Here is a 15,995-nt window from a genome sequence, read left to right as displayed (position 1 = left end):
GACCGCCGGGCATGGCTGACCCGGCTTCGGTGGGAAAAGGGTATCAGTGCGCGCGCACCGATATTCGGCGCTGATCCACCACCAAGATCGGGCTAGTTACTCGTCTCTCGACACTCAACGCGGCAACAGCGGAACCACGACGCTCGCGACCTCGATAGCGCGGTCGCCTGGGGTGACACTGATTCGTGGCTCCAATCGCAGCACCTCAATGCTGAACGAGCCCAGGGTAGAGGCGAAGATCAGGTTGCAGTGGTCGCCGATCCTGTCGGAGGCCGGGCGGTACCACAGGCCGTGGCGGCCCGCGATCGTGACCGGGACAAACTCGGCTCCGGCCTCCTTGTGTATGAAGTCCTCGACTGTGTAGACCTGTGACCACACATCGACCGAGTAGATCCGCGGATGGTCGTGACCGCCGCATCGTTTGAACCCGTCAATCCGGTCGATGCCGCCGATGTCCGAGCTGAGCGTGGACGGATCGACTCCGATCTGCCGCCAGACCGCCTCGGCGATCAGGGAGGGATCCCACAGTGCTGCTGTGGCTTTCTTTCTGTCGGTAGCACTGCCACAGGCGACGAGGGCTGCGCTCGGTTCTGCTTTGTCCTGCACGCCGTGCCTCCTACGTGGCGCCTGCCCGAAAGATGACACTCCGTGCCCTCTCGGAAAATGTACACTTTAACGTGGTCTTTGTATCGCATGCGATATATTCGCGCTACCGTACGTGCGTCGTGCTGCTCAGCGAGCTCATGGGACTGGTCAGGTGAGGCGTGCGATGATGCGGCCATGCCGGTGCCGGAAGCCTCGCTGTCTCCACAACAGAGGAGGGTGCGCAAGATGAGGCGGGACGCGGTCGGCGCCGCCGTTCGTCGCGCCCGTGAGTCGGCTGGGATGACCCGAGACGATCTGGCCAGGGTCTCCGGCGTATCGCAACCTGCTCTCGCTCGCATAGAGCTTGGAACCAGCAGCGTCCAGATCGACCGGTTGTGGGATCTTGCCGAGGCATTATCCACCACGCCGTCGGCACTCCTGGTCGACGCCGAGAAGCACCTGTCACCGACCACAACGGCAGGACGCCGTTGATTCTTGTCCGGATAGCCTGCGCGGCGAACGCGTGAATACTCTCGTTCTGGGGCGTTCACCGACAACACCCTGCGTGAAGCCGTCAACCTTGTCACCAACCGCGGACAGCGTAAAGCGAAGGAGCATGAGGTTGCCGCCGCGTTGATCGAGCTGCAGAACCGCATGGACGCTCCAGAATCGTGGACATCCAAGGACCGCCGCCGCGCAGCCCGCGACGCGGACCGCGCCCGCGCCGCATCCCGCGATCACCACCGTGCAGTCGTCGCGGCCACCGGCACTCCAGATGAGGATCGTGTGCCCGAACTGCGGGCCGTGCCATCTCCGGCGGCCACGCGCATCAGCGCCGCAGAAATCGACGAGATCGATCTCGATGATCTCGACCTTCCCGATGTCGAACCCGCTCCCGCGTGGGAGCCCTGGACTGGCAAGGAGAATTGATGCACCCGGTACTGGCCGAACCGCGCACCAAAGAAGAGTGGCGACAGTATCTTTCGGCGAAGGCGCCAAAAGAACCGGACATGCCCACCTATGCCGAGTACAAGGAAATGTCCGACTTCGCGCGAGCACGATTCAACCGTGCCCGCACCGCATGCCACAGTGCAGGTGCCATCGTTCGCACACCCACCGTCCAGACGCTGCACCACGAGCTGCAACGTCGCTTGGATGTAAACCGGCACCAGCCAGCCGGAGCGCGTCGCGGCAAGGTGATCGACGGGCCGGCCACACTCGGCAAGTCGACCTTGGTCAAGATGTTCGCATCCGAATACGAAAACCGGCTGCGGGCAGTCGAACCCGAACGCTGCGTCACCGACGAAGGTCAAGAATTTGTCCGCGACTATGTACCCATCGTCTACGTCAGCATCGGCGCTAGCGCGACACCAAAAGACCTATCCATCGCCATCGCCGAGTTTTTGATGGTGCCCTACCGAATCAGCGCGACCAAGACCGACATCACCAACCTGGTCCTCAAAGCGATGCGCATATGCGGCACCGAGTTGATCATCCTCGACGACGCCCACTCCCTGGATATATCGGCCAAGGAAGGCAAGGTTGCCAACGACCATCTGAAGTACCTCGCCAACCACACCGCCGCAACATTCGTCTACACCGGGGTCGATCTCGAAGCGTCCGGACTCTTCCTCGAAGGCAAAGCCAAGGCGCGGGCTACTCAGACCGCGGGCCGTAACGACCTGTGCAAGATCGCCCCGTTCGCCATCAGCACTCAAGATCACATCCAGGAGTGGCGAACAGTCATCGCCCGCATGGAAAGCAGCCTGCTGCTGTTCGCGCACAACCAGGGAGCCTCGTGCGCTACCACTGGCGCTACCTGCACGACCGAACCGGAGGCAGCATCGCCAGCCTCTCGCACCTTATCCGCGAAAGCGCCATCGAAGCCGTCTACGACGGCTCTGAAGCCCTTACCCGAAAACTCATGGACCGCATCGTGATCGACCAGCGCGGCCAGGAACATTTCCGCGACACGAAGAAGCGGCGCACCAGTAGACTCAAGCCCAACCAACCGCCGAAACCCGCCGAATCCGACCCGGGTGTGGAAGAAGGCAACGCTTCTGCGTGAGATGCGTTGCAAGGGTGAGGATCCCACAACATCAGTTGAACTGCCGACGCTGACGATGGCAGGGGCGTGGAGTGCGACCCTGCTACTGCTGGTGATGGAGCACTCGAAGGATTTCACTCGCCGCCGTGACGTATGCCGCCGTGGGACACTGACGTACGTTTTGGGATTCACACGGGATACCTACCGCTAGAGGCAACGTTGGCGACAAACGCGGTGTGGCAGGCCGTGACTAGGACGCCCGGCGAGGGTTGGATTGAAGGGTGTCGGCCTGCGTGTGATCTGCGTTGGTCTGCGCGTTAGCTCCGGCCTCGCACACCCTGTGGGCAGCAGCTCAGAGGTCGCGTCCGAACGTCGGGTAAGAGGTCATGATCAGTTGCCTGACGCGATCGCACGTTGCCGCAGGAGGTAAGCGCAGCCCAACCCAACCTCACGTGCCCGATCACCGCCAACGTGTCCTGCAACCTGTATCCCGGCTACCCATGCTTGAACCGGGTGACCTACGCCCGGACCAACGTGGTCCATGCCGCCCTCGGCAACCAGAAGGCGGACTGGACAACGAAATCCGAGGCTTCGCTCGTCCTCAGCTGGGGCCTGCCGATTCTGCGGATCCTGTCCTGGGTATTCACCGCCATCCTCCTCGCCGGCGTCACCGGTCTACTTCGGAAGACCTGAATGCTGGCCCCGCGCGGTGGTGCCGCTGGTCGGCGGCATCGGATTCAATGTCGACCCCGAGTGGCGCGGCCACCCGCTATCGGCACCGGCGCCATCACCGGCATGCCCCGGGGCAACGTCTGGCGCCTGGTCGAAACCCCCCAACAGCCCCTGACCCGGCATGGCCGGACCGATGAAAGGACACTCCAATGCCCACGCTGGTGCGTCGACTTCGGTGGCATCCGGCGTTGCCGATTCACTGTCCTGTTCAGTGACATGTTTCGATCCGGGGTGTCGAGAGCAAACAGTTCAGTGTCCAGCTCACGGGCGTGAGCCACTGAACTGTTCGATGGCGTTCGACACGCCCTTTCGGGTGTCCGGTGGGTCAACCTGCGCACGATCGGCGGGTTCCGGCAGACCGCACCTGGGGATGAAAGTTCGCCTTCACCACAGTTTCTTGAGGCCGCTGGGGAGCGGGAAGGCGTCCTCGACGAGGGCGCTGGCGATCTCCAAAATCCGCGACGATTCAGCCTCGCTGACGTATCCGCTGCCCGGATTCATGTGCACTTCACGGTTCCGTACTTCCACGAACGCGGTCTTGTAGTCGGTGGGGAGCGGGTAGTTGAGCTTGTCCTTCAGCAGGTTGAAGGTCGTGCCGAGCGTCGCTAGAGGCGGTATCGCGATGCCGCCGGCCTTCAACAGAGAGACATTCGCCATCTCTGCGGCGCTTCCGCACTCCATCACTGCACGGCGCGTGTGTGCCACGCGATGCAATGCTCGGGCGTCCCGGATCAGCAGCCACGGGAACGGGACTTCTGTTCCCGTTCCAGCCAATTCGAACGCGCTCCGAAGGATTTCCTTGGTTGCCAGCCCCTCGGTCAGCTTGTACATCGGCTTGAAGCCCCGGGGAGTAAACAGGTGCGTCACCGTGCCATCGCCACGTCGCTCGAACAAGGCTGTGCGGTTGGTGAACTGTCGTGCGGGTTTGTGTCCCACAACCGTCAGGTGCTGGCCGGTCAGGATGTCCAACCAGGAGGTCAGCCGTCGCGTCCATCCGTCGATCTCCCTGCCGACGATGTCGGGGTCCGGGACATTGGCAGTGAACGCGATCCGTCGGATGACCGCAGAGAGCTTCGGCTCTACCGCGTCCCTTCTGAGGAGCCCCCAGGCTGCAGGGTCGTCATGGTCGATTCGACCGAGAAGCGGAGCCGGTTGCGTCAGATACACACCTTCGGCGAGGGCCGGGTCGCCGGGTGCATGTACCGTCACCGCTTCACCCGCCAGCGCGGATGGAAAGTCCTGGCCGGTAACGTCCGGATCGCACTGAAGAAAGTCCGGAATCTCCTGCTGCCACTCGATTTCTGGCATCGATCACCCCTAGTCATCATCCTCGAACGAGCACTGTGCGGCCGATCGTGTCACCCGAACGCGCAGTGCGCGACCAACTCACCGCAGTTGATCGACGAGAACCTAAAGCTGCCGCCCCGTCAGCGAGACTTCTCGTGGTTAGTCAGAAGTTTCCAGGTCGGCTTCCTCGATCCAGCGTGCCAGCAGGCTCAGTGCGCACAGCCGTTCCAACGCGGACTGCTCGTCCAGCTCCACCTCGTCGTTGGGCAGATGCCCGATCGGGTTGCGGATCGCCCCGAAGCAACCCGCTCCGAAGTCCATCGCTCCTCGGCGCATCGACTCGGCTGTCTGGTCGCTGCTGATGCTGGAGTAGCGCAGCCGAGGCTTTCCCGGCTCGGGGGGCTTATCGGAGAACGCCTGCTTGACCAGGTCGGTCTCGGAGACGTCGCGGCGGCCGGTCTTCTGTTGCAGCAGCGAGTTCACCGCCTTGGCCGCGGCCAGCACCGCTTCGTGGCGATGACCGGTTGACCACTGCGCGGTGGCGGCCTTCCAGATCAGTGGATGCAGCATCGAAGCATTGATCTGCGGCGACGTGTCCATCCCGCCGAGACGTTCGATCAGCTCAGCCTGGTAATCGAGACGAACGATCAATCGGCGTGCCGCGTCGCGCGCTCCTCGATGCGGCTCGTAGTCGTCGCCGACGGTGTTGTCGCAGTCGGGGTTCTCCTGCGCCCAACCGGGATACAGCCGATTCAGGATCGGTCCGGTGATCTCCATGAGTTCGACAAATCTGCCGCGACCGCAGGAGACGTACGCACCGTCATGCATATCGTAGGCGGGCTCGGTACACCCGACTGGACGCCACTTTGGTGGGTACCCTCGTCGCGGTGAGTGACAAGGTCCAGTACGTACCTGGTGATACAGACGGAAACGCGATACTTCGTCTTGCTCTCCTAGAGGCATGGCGCGGTCGTTGCTACTGGTGCCGCGCTCCACAGGACTTCGCCCAGGTCGACATCGACCACATAATCCCGCGCACCCTCACCCCCGAAGTTCTCGCCGAGCTGCTGCGACAGCATGTGGTTCCCGCGTCACGCAGGAAGGGGTTCAGACTGCATGCGTCGTACAACCTGGCTCCCATCTGCAAACCGTGCAACACCGACAAGAGCAACATGAACTTGGCGGAATCCGGACTCGTCACGACGAGGCTGGAGAAGGCGCGCAAGTTGTGCCCTGTCGTAGCGAAGGCCGTTCGTTCGTTCCGTTCCTCGAACGTTGTCACCAAGGCTGTACTCGCTGTGTCGATGGCTGACCTGTCCGATGCTGGCTCCAAGCAGGCGCTGCTCGATTTCGGTCCCCTGGTGGTGCACAGGCTCGGCTTGCTCGCCCCCGCAGCGCTCACCCAGTACTCATCCACCGATGAACTCGACGACCCCTACTCGGACGGGCCCCGCAGAATCCTCATAACGCTGGAAGAGTCGGGACGACGAGCCAAAGTGGTTCTCGAAGATGTCTTCGGTCAGGATTTCGACGAGGCACTACATATCCCTGTCCATGCGCTTCGAGGAGCGATCGCAAAAGGTCTGGAAAGTGACATCACCTCCGAATTCGAAGAACGCGACTACGTCGCCCCTGTTGTCGGTCCTCCCTCCGGGCGGATGTTCATCGAGATCGACAACCTGACCTACGACAGGCATGACGATATCTTCGAGATTCACGGGAGTTTCGACGTCGATATGACCTGCTTCGTCGCGGTCGTCGGTGGTGACGGATCCACGGACCACCTTCAGGCCGACGCGGCTGTTCATGGGCGTTTTTCGGTCCCATTCTGGCAAGACGACACCGGTTCTGGGCAGTTCGAAAGCGGCGACCCTGCGCTCACCGACTGGCAGAACGGGCCTGTCCCGTGGTGATTGCCACGTCCTGCGGTGTGACGCCGCAGCGGACGCGCCGCTTGCGAAGAGCACGTGACTTACCCTCAAGATCCGCGCGTTCATCAACGGCCGGAACCCCCAGGGCATGCCGTTCGTCTGGACCAAAACCGCCGAGCTGGTCCTCGCCAAAGCCCACCGTCGAGCAACTTCAGATACGGCCCACCAGATGAAGTCGAGGCTGAGTCTCTACATCGTATCCGAGACAGCGGACCGCATTGACTGCGAGCTCTCAGAGTTATTATTCGCCCCCGTTGTAAGTGATCTCCATAGAATGTTCTTCCAGGCTGCGTAGAGTTAGTTGGTCACCTCTTACTTTATTGAGCAGGAAAAGCTCGTGTGTTCGACACGTATCACACAAGTTCACTGCCGCGAAAGGCCAAAGATCGACTGGAGTGCTTGCTGGGGTGTTTTCTACGTAGACTCGGCCGGGCTTCAGAGGATCACTACTGGTTCGCTCGAACGGTTCCCAATTGGGGTGACTCCCGCGAAGGCGGAGACCGACGATCTTGAATGAGGAGTCTTCGAGGTATTCACATCTCTCTACCCAGTCCCAATGGACACCTGAGAGCCAACTGGCCGCGTCGATAGCCGAAACGATCTTCGGTTCCAGCTTCTCCACCTCTAGCGTGATCTCGTGACTGGCACGCACTCCATGTGAGTGATGCGAGTTATTTCTGAATTCCTTGATTCCTTCGAGGAGTGTGGATACGCCATCGCGTTCCTGGAGTGCGACAAGTTGGCGGATTCGAGGATTCTCAACCTCAGTCGGCAATCGCCCTAACAATGTCAGCCAGGTTCCGAAGGTCGCTCCTGAACGAAATGACTTTCGGAGGTTCTCTGTAAAGCCATTCTTGGCAGAAATCTCACTCAGCGCCAATATACCCAGCGCCCTCGCGAGCCCTTCACCTAGCTTGAGAAGCCCGTCTTTCTGCTCGGCAGGATGGGTACTGATTCGAAAGCGACGCGCGAGAGCCGCGACATGAAAGGGGTAGCTCCATTCAGCGCGCCAGATGGGATCGTCGAGAGGCCGCACCAGGTCACCGACCAGAGTCGCCTCGTAGGCGGCGAATCTAATTCTGTTGCGTACCTCCTCCACTTCCTTCTCCCTGGCAGTAAATACGTTGGGTAGAATGCCTGACATTGTCGTATTTAGGGTGCGCCGACCAGCTTGTATGGTATCGAGGAGATCGTCTATCTCGTCGTCTGTCACAAGCTCGACGGGGATATGCGTGTCGAGCACATCTCGGGCGTTGGGAAATCGGCCGTTGTCTTTGCGAGAGTTCAACCACTCGCACAGCGCCCGTCCGCTGATGCCTTCAAGGGGGTGCATCACGAAGAGTGAAGTGACTGCGTCGCCGAAGGTCGCGGGCAGTAGCCGCCAATTTCCCGGTCGCCCGACTAAGGCACCACCTGTGCAGGGTGTCAACGGTGGTGCGTCCGTTGAGACTTCGGGTAGTTCGACTGCCGAATCCACCTGATGCAAGTCCTGTGCTCTGAGGTGCTTGGGGCGGTCTGTTCCGCTCTCGGCCGCCTCATCACGCGGCTGGTTGACCTTTGCCGTCACGAGGGTTACGAAGTGTCGAAGCAACTTGAACGAGCCATTGAGCTCCGCCACGTAGAAGAGCGTGGGTGAGATCTCGTAGCCCACGGTCGTCCTGTCGTGGTCGATCCAGGCGTCGTGGACTCGCGGATGCACCTTACGACGCAGATACTCCTCCGGATCCTCGTCTAGTTCGAGGTTCACGATCATGCGTAGATCTGGATCAGGTGCGAGTGCGCCCCGGACACGCTGAATCTCTCCGCTGGTGTCGCGAACACCGATGGCCTTGCGTATCGCTGTCTCGAACGCGGTCCCGCGGGGCCAGGTTTGGTTGCTGTCGGTCGCCGCACGTCGCATTGCAGCAAGCGCCTTCGATTCGGTGCTCCACTTGGAGCCGACCAACGGATGAATGGCCGCCAATAGCGCCTCAGCGTTTTCCCTACTCTGAATCGATCGCGACTCAGCAAGCTGGCGGTGGGCATCTTCGGAGAGTTCGTAGCGGAGACGAAGGGGACGTTCTACGACGATCCGTCTATGTCCGAGCTGGTTATTGCTAACTACACGTACTCGCTCGTCAAGTGGCTCGGCCGCATCTGGCCGCGCCTCTGAATAGAGCCCGATGATCTCGGTGAGCTGGTCGGGTCCGATGTACTTGCGCTTACCAGCGAGTGACCGGCGCATCTTCTGCCAGGAGTCTTGGGCGTTGAGCAGAAGAACCTTTCCCCGGCGATCCGTAGGCTTCCGGTTGGTGAGCACCCACACATAGGTGCCCATGCCTGTGTTGTGGAGGAGTTGATCAGGGAGGGCAATCACTCCCTCAAGCCAGTCGTTCTCAATGATCCACCGTCTGATCTCCGATTCCCCTGACCCCGGAGCACCGACGTACATCGGCGAACTGCTGAACAGGACAGCGACGCGGCTTCCACCCTTGCCGAAGGAATCCACTGGCTTCATCTTCGCCAGCATGTGCTGCAAATAGAGCAGGGCTCCGTCGCTGGTTCGGGGTAGACCTGCACCGAATCGTCCAGCAAAGCCGTGCTCCATTTGCTCGCGCCAGACGGTGTCCTTAACAGTGGCCCACGACAGCCCGAAGGGAGGACCGGCCAGGAGGTAGTCGAACCGTTGTCCTGCGTGGCCGTCATCGCTGAAAACGTTCCCGAGCGCGATGTTCTGCGGGTCACGCCCGCCGATGATCATGCTCGAGCGACAAATGGCCCAGCTTTCGTGGTTGAGTTCTTGGCCGGACAGCGCCACACTGGCCCGGGGGTTGAGCGACTTGATGTAGTCCTGTGTCTCCTTCAACAGACCACCGGCTCCACAAATCGGGTCCAGGACTGTGCGAGCGACGCCGGAAGTAGCGGGCAGACCTGTATCTTCTGCGACCATGAGGCCGACCATCACGCGGGCCACATCGCGCGGAGTGGAGTACTCGCCGACATTTGCGTAGCCGCGTTCCGCGAAGCGCCGGATGAGTTCTTCGAAGGCCGAATCCATCTCTCGATTGGTTCTAGTGGGCCCGAGGTCTAACGAAGCAAACCTACCGAGCACTTGGTACAACACGCCAGCCTCGGCAAGGCGGCTGATGGTCCGGTCAAACTCGAACTGCTCCATGACCTCCTGCACGTTCGACGAGAAGCCCTGCACATAAGCCCGTAGGCGTCGAGCCGTATCTCTAGGGGAATCGAGGATGGTCTGCAGAGACATCGGGGTGGTGCTATAGAAGGCGTGACCGGAGGCCGCGGTCAGGCGCTCTTCGCGATCCACGTCGGAGTAGGTGAGCTGCTCAAGGGACTCTTGAACACGGCCCCGAGTCTGATCCAACAAACAGTCCAGTCGGCGCAAGACGGTGAACGGCAAGATGACATGGCCGTAGTCAGCGCTCTTGAAGTCACCCCGCAGCAGGTCACTTACCGACCAAATGAACTCGACCAAATGCCCTGAGTCGTCACCCATACGAGATCCCCCTGAGGATTGCAACCGTTTCCGAGCTCGATCATCCTACGTGTGTCAGCACAGCTGCCGTGTCCAACAACCGCGATTTGCGTTGGCGCGCTTGCTATTCACCGATTTCGATCGACGCGTGCAACGCACCGCGGGCAGCCGTTCCTTCTACGTACACCGACCAGAGCCAGCCGCGTGCGCCGCCTCTGACCGGTCGGGTATCTGCGGTGTCGTCCAGCCACAGTCCGTGGCTGGCTAAAATCGAAGCAGCGTAGGAGGCGGCGTCATGATCAACACGAAATACCTTGACCTGTCTAATACGGTGGCGAACCATCCGCCCGTGGTCAGCAACCCGCAAGGCCAAGCCGCGTCCGAACTGGTGGCCGCGGGTGCGCACCACATTGGATTCGCGCTGATCGCTGTCGGTCTAGCCACCTGGGGAGCCGAACCCGATGGGCACGCTCAGATGCAGACACGCCTGGCGAACCAGCAGTTCGACACCCTGTCGTTGGCCCCGATCACCTTCGCCGCAGCCTCGGCGGTCAGCAGCGTGGACGTGTGCGCCGCAGCCACCTATCGATTGTGCGTAGGAGCGCCCTCGGGCATCGAGCTGGCACTGTTGTCTGGCGCGGTGAAGTCGGTCGCGCTAAAACGTCGGCGCAGGGCAAGCCCCCATGCGTGCAGGCCATCGCGCCCCACATCGAGAGGCGCGGCGGTGCGTGATCCTCGATCTCCCGACCGGGACACCGAGGGACTGCCTGTTCTGGAGCATCACGCCTCCACCGTTGAGGAATGGCCATTGTTTTGAGATCAGATTCGGCCAGCCAACTCTGAACACCGAACCTCTTTATGCTGGTGAGAGACTCGGAGACGGGAAGGTATCCCCCTGCGACCTGTATGTCTCATAAGTCATGGCCAAATCTCATAGAGCTTGGCCATTCGACGGCACATTGGCCAATGTTATGAGACAGTGGGAACCCCTGGCACACCGCGGGTTGCGCTAAGAGCGGTCGCCTGGCGGCAACGATGAGGGGTGAGGGTGGCGAACACTGTCGAATATGTCCGCGCTGCAGCCGATTTCGCGGCGGATCCCGGTAGCGAGGTCGTGTTCCGGGGCGCCGATAGCGGCGACGAAGTTGTGAGTCCCTTCGCCAGCACTAGTGTCGAGACGCTGGCAACTGCCCTGCCCTGGAGGACTTTTCGCTGGTACTACGGCCAGCGGCACTACTCTGGCACCTATTGGTCAGCGACGCAGCAGGCACACGTAATCTACGAGTCCCGCCTCGAGCTGACACGTCTTCTGTTCGCGGACTTCGATCGTTCGGTGAAATGCATAGTCGCACAACCATTCCTATTGCGCGCTGAGATCGACGGACAACTACGACGGCATGTACCCGACTACCTGCTGCTCACAGAGCATGGCCCAATCGTCGTCGATGTGAAGCCGGCATCTCGGCTGGCTGTCCCCAAGGTGCAGTTCACCTTTGACTGGACTCGGCGTCTGGCCCAGTCTCGAGGATGGCGCTATCAAGTGTGGAGCGAGCCTGATGCTGTGGAACTCGCCAACATACGGTTCCTCGCTGGTTACCGGCGTGAGTGGTTGTTCAATGAACAGAATCTTGCGGCACTGCGAGATTCGGCAACCTCAGGGATGACCTTCGCCGAAATCGTCCGGTGTACCTCGGAATCTACATCCGCGGTCTCTGCATATGCGGCTCGCGCTGGCTTGCTGCATCTGCTGTGGCGGCAGGAGTTCGTTGTGGATGTATCTCAGAAGCTTAAGTCCAGCAGCATCATCGAGGTGAGGTAGTGGTACGAGCGGGAGTCCGGTTAGGTGTAGGAACCCGACTGATTCACGACGGCGAGGTCGCCGAGGTGATCGAGTTGGTGATCACATCATCGGGCACTGACGTCGTAGTCAAGATCGGTTCCCATTGCCGCGAGGTACGCCGAATCGCGTTGCGCCAGTTACTGTCTGATGACCTTCGAGTGATACCCACCGAGGACGGACCCACTTCCAACGACGAAATCGTGGAGGCCAATGTCGCGCTCGCCGCACTGCCCGATCACGAGCGTTCCCACACCCTCGAGCGTGCGGCGCATGTTCGCGAGGTTCTGACAGGGTATCGATCAGGTTCGGCGGAATTGCCCGCCGTGGGCGAGCCCCGCGCAGAGTACGACCCGTCGTTGTCGTTGCAAGCTCGCTACACCGCAAAAGCCACCGAACTGGGTGTCGGGGTACGGACCGTCCGCCGTTGGGTCGCCGACTTCCGTGAGTCCGGTGAGGCGGGCCTCGTTGAGTCCAAAACGACCGGCCGCAGGCCGTTCGACGATCGCGACCACGACAAACGCTGGGTGCAAACGGCTTTAGAGGTGATGGCCGAACACACTGAGACTTCGCGTCCGTCGCAGTCGATGGTAATCATCCAGACCAACGCTCGGGTGCGGGCTCGCTTCGGCGAAGGTGCGGTGAAGATACCCTCTCGGGCAACGGCTTTCCGGGTACTCGACGAACTCGAACGCACCCACCCGCTGTTCCGGCTGAGCACGAAACGCAATCGCGACATCGCTACCAGGCCAGGCGGGGTGTACGGCAAGCTACGCCCGACACGGCCAGGCGAGTATCTGATGATGGACACCACGCGTTTGGATGTTTTCGCGATGGATCCTGTGACGCTGCAATGGGTTCAGGCGGAGATGACCGTAGCCATGGACTGGTACACCCGCTGTGTTGTTGGGATCCGGGTGACGCCGGTATCAACCAAGTCGGTGGACGGGGCGGCCACCTTGTTCCAGTCGTTTCGGCCCCGCCCAGCGAGCGAATCGTGGCCCGCACACGCGGTATGGCCGGAGCATGGGCTGCCGAAGTCGGTTCTGATCGATGCCGAGGTCATCGACGGCCCGATCAAAGCGGCGGCACATCCCGCTATGGTGCCGGAGACGATCGTCGTCGACCACGGCAAGATCTATGTGTCTGAGCACCTGACGAGCGTGTGCCAGCGTATGGGGATCTCGATTCAGCCGGCCAGGTTGCGGACAGGGCGTGACAAGGGCCCCGTGGAGCGGTTCTTCCGTACGATCCGTGAGGATCTGCTGCAGATCCTGCCGGGTTACAAGGGCCCCGACCTGCACTCGCGCGGCGTGAACCCTGAGAGTGAAGCGTTCTTCTACCTCGACGAACTCGAGGCGATCATCCGCGAGTGGGTCGCGACGGTGTATCACCATCGCCCACACTCCAGCCTCGTCGACCCGCAGGTCCCCGACTTGCGGATGTCGCCGGCAGCGATGTTCGAGCACGGACTGGCCCGCGCCGGATACATCGAGGTCCCCAGGGATCCGGATCTGGGGTATGAGTTCCTCAAGGTCGAGTGGCGCAGCATCCAGCACTACGGCGTCGAATTCGGCAAGCGTCGCTACAACGGGGCCGGACTGGATCCTTACCGCAATCAAACCAGCCCATACACGGGAAAAGCCCCGGGGCGCTGGCCGATTCACTACCACCCCGATGACATCACCCGCGCCTACTTCCGGGACCCGGAAACCCGAAAATGGCATGTGCTGATGTGGGAGCATGCACCGACTTCGGACATGCCGTTCAGCGAGGACGCGTTGAAGTTCGCGCGCCAGCTGGCGGCGGCCAAATACACCTATCCCGATGATCGGCTGGCGATGGCCGATCTCTTGGAGCGGTGGAACCTCGGGCTGGGGTCCTCGGCGGTCGAGCGGCGGATGGCGCTGCGGATGGCGCGAGAAACCCAGATTCTGGTCGACGCGGAGCCGGTCGACGAAGTGAGTGCCTTGCCGTCGCTGGCAAAGGTGTTGGCACTGGCCTCCGATGAGGTCAACCTGGACGACGACCCCGGCACACGCGATCTCCGCGAAGCGGCCGACGAGCGTGATCGTGAAACCGGGGACGACGACGAGTTCGACGACCACGATCTGGCCACAGACGATTTCGATGAGGACGACTACTATGCAGACGCGCTGGAGGACGTGTGAACTCACGAGCCGCAGTACCTGATGGGGCGCGGCTGGATAATTTGACTCTGGCCCGCAAGGAGGGCTTTCAGCAGTTCGCGATGGCGCCGGACCGTGTTCCGCCGGAATTGCTGTCACGCCGCGCGCTAGAGGCGCTGAACGACGAGGCTACCGAGGAGTACAACCTGTGGCGACGCAAATGGCACGCTAATCTTGGCCCGATCAAAACACCCCAGTTGAGCGAACTACACGAAGACCTGTGGGACATCGTCGACAGCAACGAGCACGATGGCGATAAGGCCAAGGGTGCCATCGCGATCGACGCGTTCCCCGGGTTGGGCAAGACAACCTCGGTTCTCGCGTTCGCCAGGGAGTTTCATCGTCGCGAGATTCGCGCCCAGGGCGGAGAAACCGACGACGGTCATGAACGCTGGCCGATATGCCGTGTCGGCCTCACCGGCAACACAGGAATGGTCGACTTCAACCGGGCCATGCTGTCGTTCTACGCTCACCCGGGAATGTCGCGCGGTAGCGCGGCGCATTTCGCCCACCGTGCCCTGGACTGCATGCTGGCGTGTGAGACCCGGGTCCTCATTGTCGATGACCTGCATTTTCTGCGGTGGCGCAACACCTCCGGGGTGGAGATCAGCAACCACTTCAAATACATCGCCAACGAGTTCCCGGTGACGATGATATTCGTCGGGGTGGGTCTGGCGGCACGCGGGCTCTTCTCCGAAGGGTCGTCTTACGAGGACGCAGTGATCGCTCAGACTGGACGGCGCACCACTCGCCTCGACACCCGCCCGTTCACCATCGACACCCCTGCGAGCCGCCGGGAGTGGCGGCGGATGCTGTTGGCCATCGAGCAACGGATCGTGTTGGCGGACAAATATCCTGGGATGATCGCCGACGACCTGTCGGACTACCTGTTTGCTCGATCCACCGGGCACATCGGCTCGCTGATGACTCTCATAAACCGGGGCTGCCAACGCGCTGTCCGCACCGGTCAGGAACGGCTAGACACTGAGCTGTTGGACAGGGTGAAAAACGACGCTGCATCCGACAAGGCCCGCACCGAGCTCGAGACCGCGTTCAATGCAGGACGCCTCACCACCCACACCAGCGCGCGGCATGCGGGATGACAGCGATTCGACAACTACCTATCCGAGTCGCGCCAGTTCCCGGGGAAGCGCTCGATTCATGGTTAGAAGCGCTGGCCGGGCGCACCCACACCGCTTGGGGTGACCTCGTCGTCGCGATCGCCGGCCGCCCACGAGAGGCGCACGCCAAACAGTGGGTCATCCAACTCGATCCCCAAGACGCCGAGTCGATCTCCCAGGCAACACAGGTCGATGTCCAGGACCTTGCGGCGATGACGCTGGCCCGCTATGACGGCAGAGGCGTCCGCATCGACTCGCACGTTGGCCGAGTAAGCCATGCATTTCCGTGGAGTCGCAGACGCGGCTCGCGATACTGCCCACATTGCCTTGCAGACACCGGCGGCCGCTGGCAACTCACGTGGCGATTGGGTTGGACGTTCGCTTGCCTTCGTCACCGCTGCTTGTTGGTGGACGACTGCACAAAATGCTATCGGCCGCAACGTCTTCGGCCCTGCTCAGGTGAGGTGATCCCCAAACCCGGACATTGCGGCAACCCTGACGAAGGGGCCTACGGCCGATCACCGAGCCGCTGCGGGGGAGACTTGACCGCAGCCGCGGCAAGGCAGTTCCCTGAGGACCATCCGGTCCTGACCGCGCAACAGCTGGTCCACAGTGTGATCGATTCGGGCACAGCGTCGTTCGGGCTCTACACCTCCAACCCCCAGCCAGCCATTGCGGCGTTGTCTGATGTGCGGGCCGTAGCACGCCGTGCCCTCTTATACGCCTCGGACGAGGAGCTCAGGCTCGTTGCTCCACACGATCTACTTGACGCCTATACGCGCCGCGAAGCC

The 15,995-nt window shown here is 61.5% G+C and carries 14 protein-coding genes and 1 pseudogene; 11 read left to right on the top strand and 4 right to left on the bottom strand.

The features are described from left to right. Positions 1–114: 114 nt before the first annotated feature. Positions 115–606 carry a hypothetical protein gene (locus ACLMAL_RS26355; RefSeq protein WP_412001534.1) on the bottom strand — a complete coding sequence of 164 codons (492 nt, stop codon included), beginning with the start codon at positions 604–606 and terminating at the stop codon, positions 115–117. Positions 607–831: 225 nt separating this feature from the next. Between ACLMAL_RS26355 and ACLMAL_RS26350 the strand changes: the two genes are divergently transcribed. From ACLMAL_RS26350 to ACLMAL_RS26330, 5 genes are all read left to right on the top strand, one after another. Continuing rightward, the gene (locus ACLMAL_RS26350; RefSeq protein ID WP_412001533.1) at positions 832–1,077 is read left to right on the top strand and encodes a helix-turn-helix domain-containing protein; all 246 of its coding nucleotides are present in this window, start codon (positions 832–834) and stop codon (positions 1,075–1,077) included. A 162-nt stretch (positions 1,078–1,239) separates the two neighbouring features. Further along, a complete protein-coding gene (locus tag ACLMAL_RS26345) occupies positions 1,240–1,515 on the top strand; it encodes a hypothetical protein (RefSeq protein WP_412001532.1) in 276 nt (91 codons plus the stop codon). Beyond that, a complete protein-coding gene (locus ACLMAL_RS26340; RefSeq protein ID WP_412001531.1) occupies positions 1,515–2,525 on the top strand; it encodes a TniB family NTP-binding protein in 1,011 nt (336 codons plus the stop codon). Before ACLMAL_RS26345 ends, ACLMAL_RS26340 begins: the two co-directional genes overlap by 1 nt. Next, positions 2,510–2,653, top strand: a complete 144-nt coding sequence (locus ACLMAL_RS26335) for a hypothetical protein (RefSeq protein ID WP_412001530.1) — start codon at positions 2,510–2,512, stop codon at positions 2,651–2,653. Before ACLMAL_RS26340 ends, ACLMAL_RS26335 begins: the two co-directional genes overlap by 16 nt. Before the next feature lie 492 nt (positions 2,654–3,145). Next, the gene (locus ACLMAL_RS26330; protein WP_412001529.1) at positions 3,146–3,325 is read left to right on the top strand and encodes a hypothetical protein; all 180 of its coding nucleotides are present in this window, start codon (positions 3,146–3,148) and stop codon (positions 3,323–3,325) included. A 423-nt stretch (positions 3,326–3,748) separates the two neighbouring features. Here ACLMAL_RS26330 and ACLMAL_RS26325 read toward each other — a convergent pair whose 3' ends face one another. Together ACLMAL_RS26325 and ACLMAL_RS26320 are read right to left on the bottom strand one after the other, a co-directional pair. After that, positions 3,749–4,672, bottom strand: coding sequence for a hypothetical protein (locus ACLMAL_RS26325; RefSeq protein WP_412001528.1), 924 nt, complete (start codon positions 4,670–4,672; stop codon positions 3,749–3,751). Positions 4,673–4,810: 138 nt separating this feature from the next. Beyond that, complete coding sequence (locus ACLMAL_RS26320) at positions 4,811–5,428, bottom strand: TIGR02391 family protein (RefSeq protein WP_412001527.1); 618 nt, start codon at positions 5,426–5,428, stop codon at positions 4,811–4,813. Positions 5,429–5,955: 527 nt separating this feature from the next. On the opposite strand from ACLMAL_RS26320, the gene ACLMAL_RS26315 reads away from it, so the two are divergent. Beyond that, positions 5,956–6,564, top strand: coding sequence for a hypothetical protein (locus ACLMAL_RS26315; RefSeq protein ID WP_412001526.1), 609 nt, complete (start codon positions 5,956–5,958; stop codon positions 6,562–6,564). Positions 6,565–6,823: 259 nt separating this feature from the next. On the opposite strand, the gene ACLMAL_RS26310 is transcribed toward ACLMAL_RS26315, so the two are convergent. Continuing rightward, positions 6,824–10,078, bottom strand: coding sequence for a type I restriction-modification system subunit M (locus tag ACLMAL_RS26310; RefSeq protein ID WP_412001525.1), 3,255 nt, complete (start codon positions 10,076–10,078; stop codon positions 6,824–6,826). A gap of 274 nt (positions 10,079–10,352) precedes the next feature. Between ACLMAL_RS26310 and ACLMAL_RS26305 the strand changes: the two genes are divergently transcribed. From ACLMAL_RS26305 to ACLMAL_RS26285, 5 genes and pseudogenes are all read left to right on the top strand, one after another. Next, the gene (locus ACLMAL_RS26305; RefSeq protein WP_412001524.1) at positions 10,353–10,874 is read left to right on the top strand and encodes a hypothetical protein; all 522 of its coding nucleotides are present in this window, start codon (positions 10,353–10,355) and stop codon (positions 10,872–10,874) included. 231 nt (positions 10,875–11,105) lie between these two features. Next, the gene (locus tag ACLMAL_RS26300; RefSeq protein WP_412001523.1) at positions 11,106–11,876 is read left to right on the top strand and encodes a TnsA-like heteromeric transposase endonuclease subunit; all 771 of its coding nucleotides are present in this window, start codon (positions 11,106–11,108) and stop codon (positions 11,874–11,876) included. Then, positions 11,876–14,065, top strand: coding sequence for a Mu transposase C-terminal domain-containing protein (locus ACLMAL_RS26295; protein ID WP_412001522.1), 2,190 nt, complete (start codon positions 11,876–11,878; stop codon positions 14,063–14,065). The genes ACLMAL_RS26300 and ACLMAL_RS26295 overlap by 1 nt, the downstream gene beginning before the upstream one ends. An 80-nt stretch (positions 14,066–14,145) precedes the next feature. Then, complete coding sequence (locus tag ACLMAL_RS26290; protein ID WP_412001608.1) at positions 14,146–15,186, top strand: ATP-binding protein; 1,041 nt, start codon at positions 14,146–14,148, stop codon at positions 15,184–15,186. Continuing rightward, positions 15,183–15,551: pseudogene (locus tag ACLMAL_RS26285) on the top strand (TniQ family protein); the annotation flags it as partial. The gene ACLMAL_RS26290 and the pseudogene ACLMAL_RS26285, both read left to right, overlap by 4 nt. Between the last annotated feature and the right edge of the window lie 444 nt (positions 15,552–15,995).

This window comes from Nocardia sp. CWNU-33, from assembly GCF_046764895.1.
Lineage (GTDB): Bacteria > Actinomycetota > Actinomycetes > Mycobacteriales > Mycobacteriaceae > Nocardia.
Note: the sequence above shows the minus strand (reverse complement) of the source record. Positions and strands in the feature narration are given on the sequence as shown.

Bases quoted from the DNA above. Each gene is read 5' to 3' on its own strand.
- ACLMAL_RS26350 (WP_412001533.1), top strand. From the start codon at position 832: ATGAGGCGGGACGCGGTCGGCGCCGCCGTTCGTCGCGCCCGTGAGTCG.
- ACLMAL_RS26345 (WP_412001532.1), top strand. From the start codon at position 1,240: ATGGACGCTCCAGAATCGTGGACATCCAAGGACCGCCGCCGCGCAGCC.
- ACLMAL_RS26340 (WP_412001531.1), top strand. From the start codon at position 1,515: ATGCACCCGGTACTGGCCGAACCGCGCACCAAAGAAGAGTGGCGACAG.
- ACLMAL_RS26335 (WP_412001530.1), top strand. From the start codon at position 2,510: ATGGACCGCATCGTGATCGACCAGCGCGGCCAGGAACATTTCCGCGAC.
- ACLMAL_RS26325 (WP_412001528.1), bottom strand. From the start codon at position 4,672: ATGCCAGAAATCGAGTGGCAGCAGGAGATTCCGGACTTTCTTCAGTGC.
- ACLMAL_RS26320 (WP_412001527.1), bottom strand. From the start codon at position 5,428: ATGGAGATCACCGGACCGATCCTGAATCGGCTGTATCCCGGTTGGGCG.
- ACLMAL_RS26315 (WP_412001526.1), top strand. From the start codon at position 5,956: ATGGCTGACCTGTCCGATGCTGGCTCCAAGCAGGCGCTGCTCGATTTC.
- ACLMAL_RS26310 (WP_412001525.1), bottom strand. From the start codon at position 10,078: ATGGGTGACGACTCAGGGCATTTGGTCGAGTTCATTTGGTCGGTAAGT.
- ACLMAL_RS26305 (WP_412001524.1), top strand. From the start codon at position 10,353: ATGATCAACACGAAATACCTTGACCTGTCTAATACGGTGGCGAACCAT.
- ACLMAL_RS26290 (WP_412001608.1), top strand. From the start codon at position 14,146: ATGGCGCCGGACCGTGTTCCGCCGGAATTGCTGTCACGCCGCGCGCTA.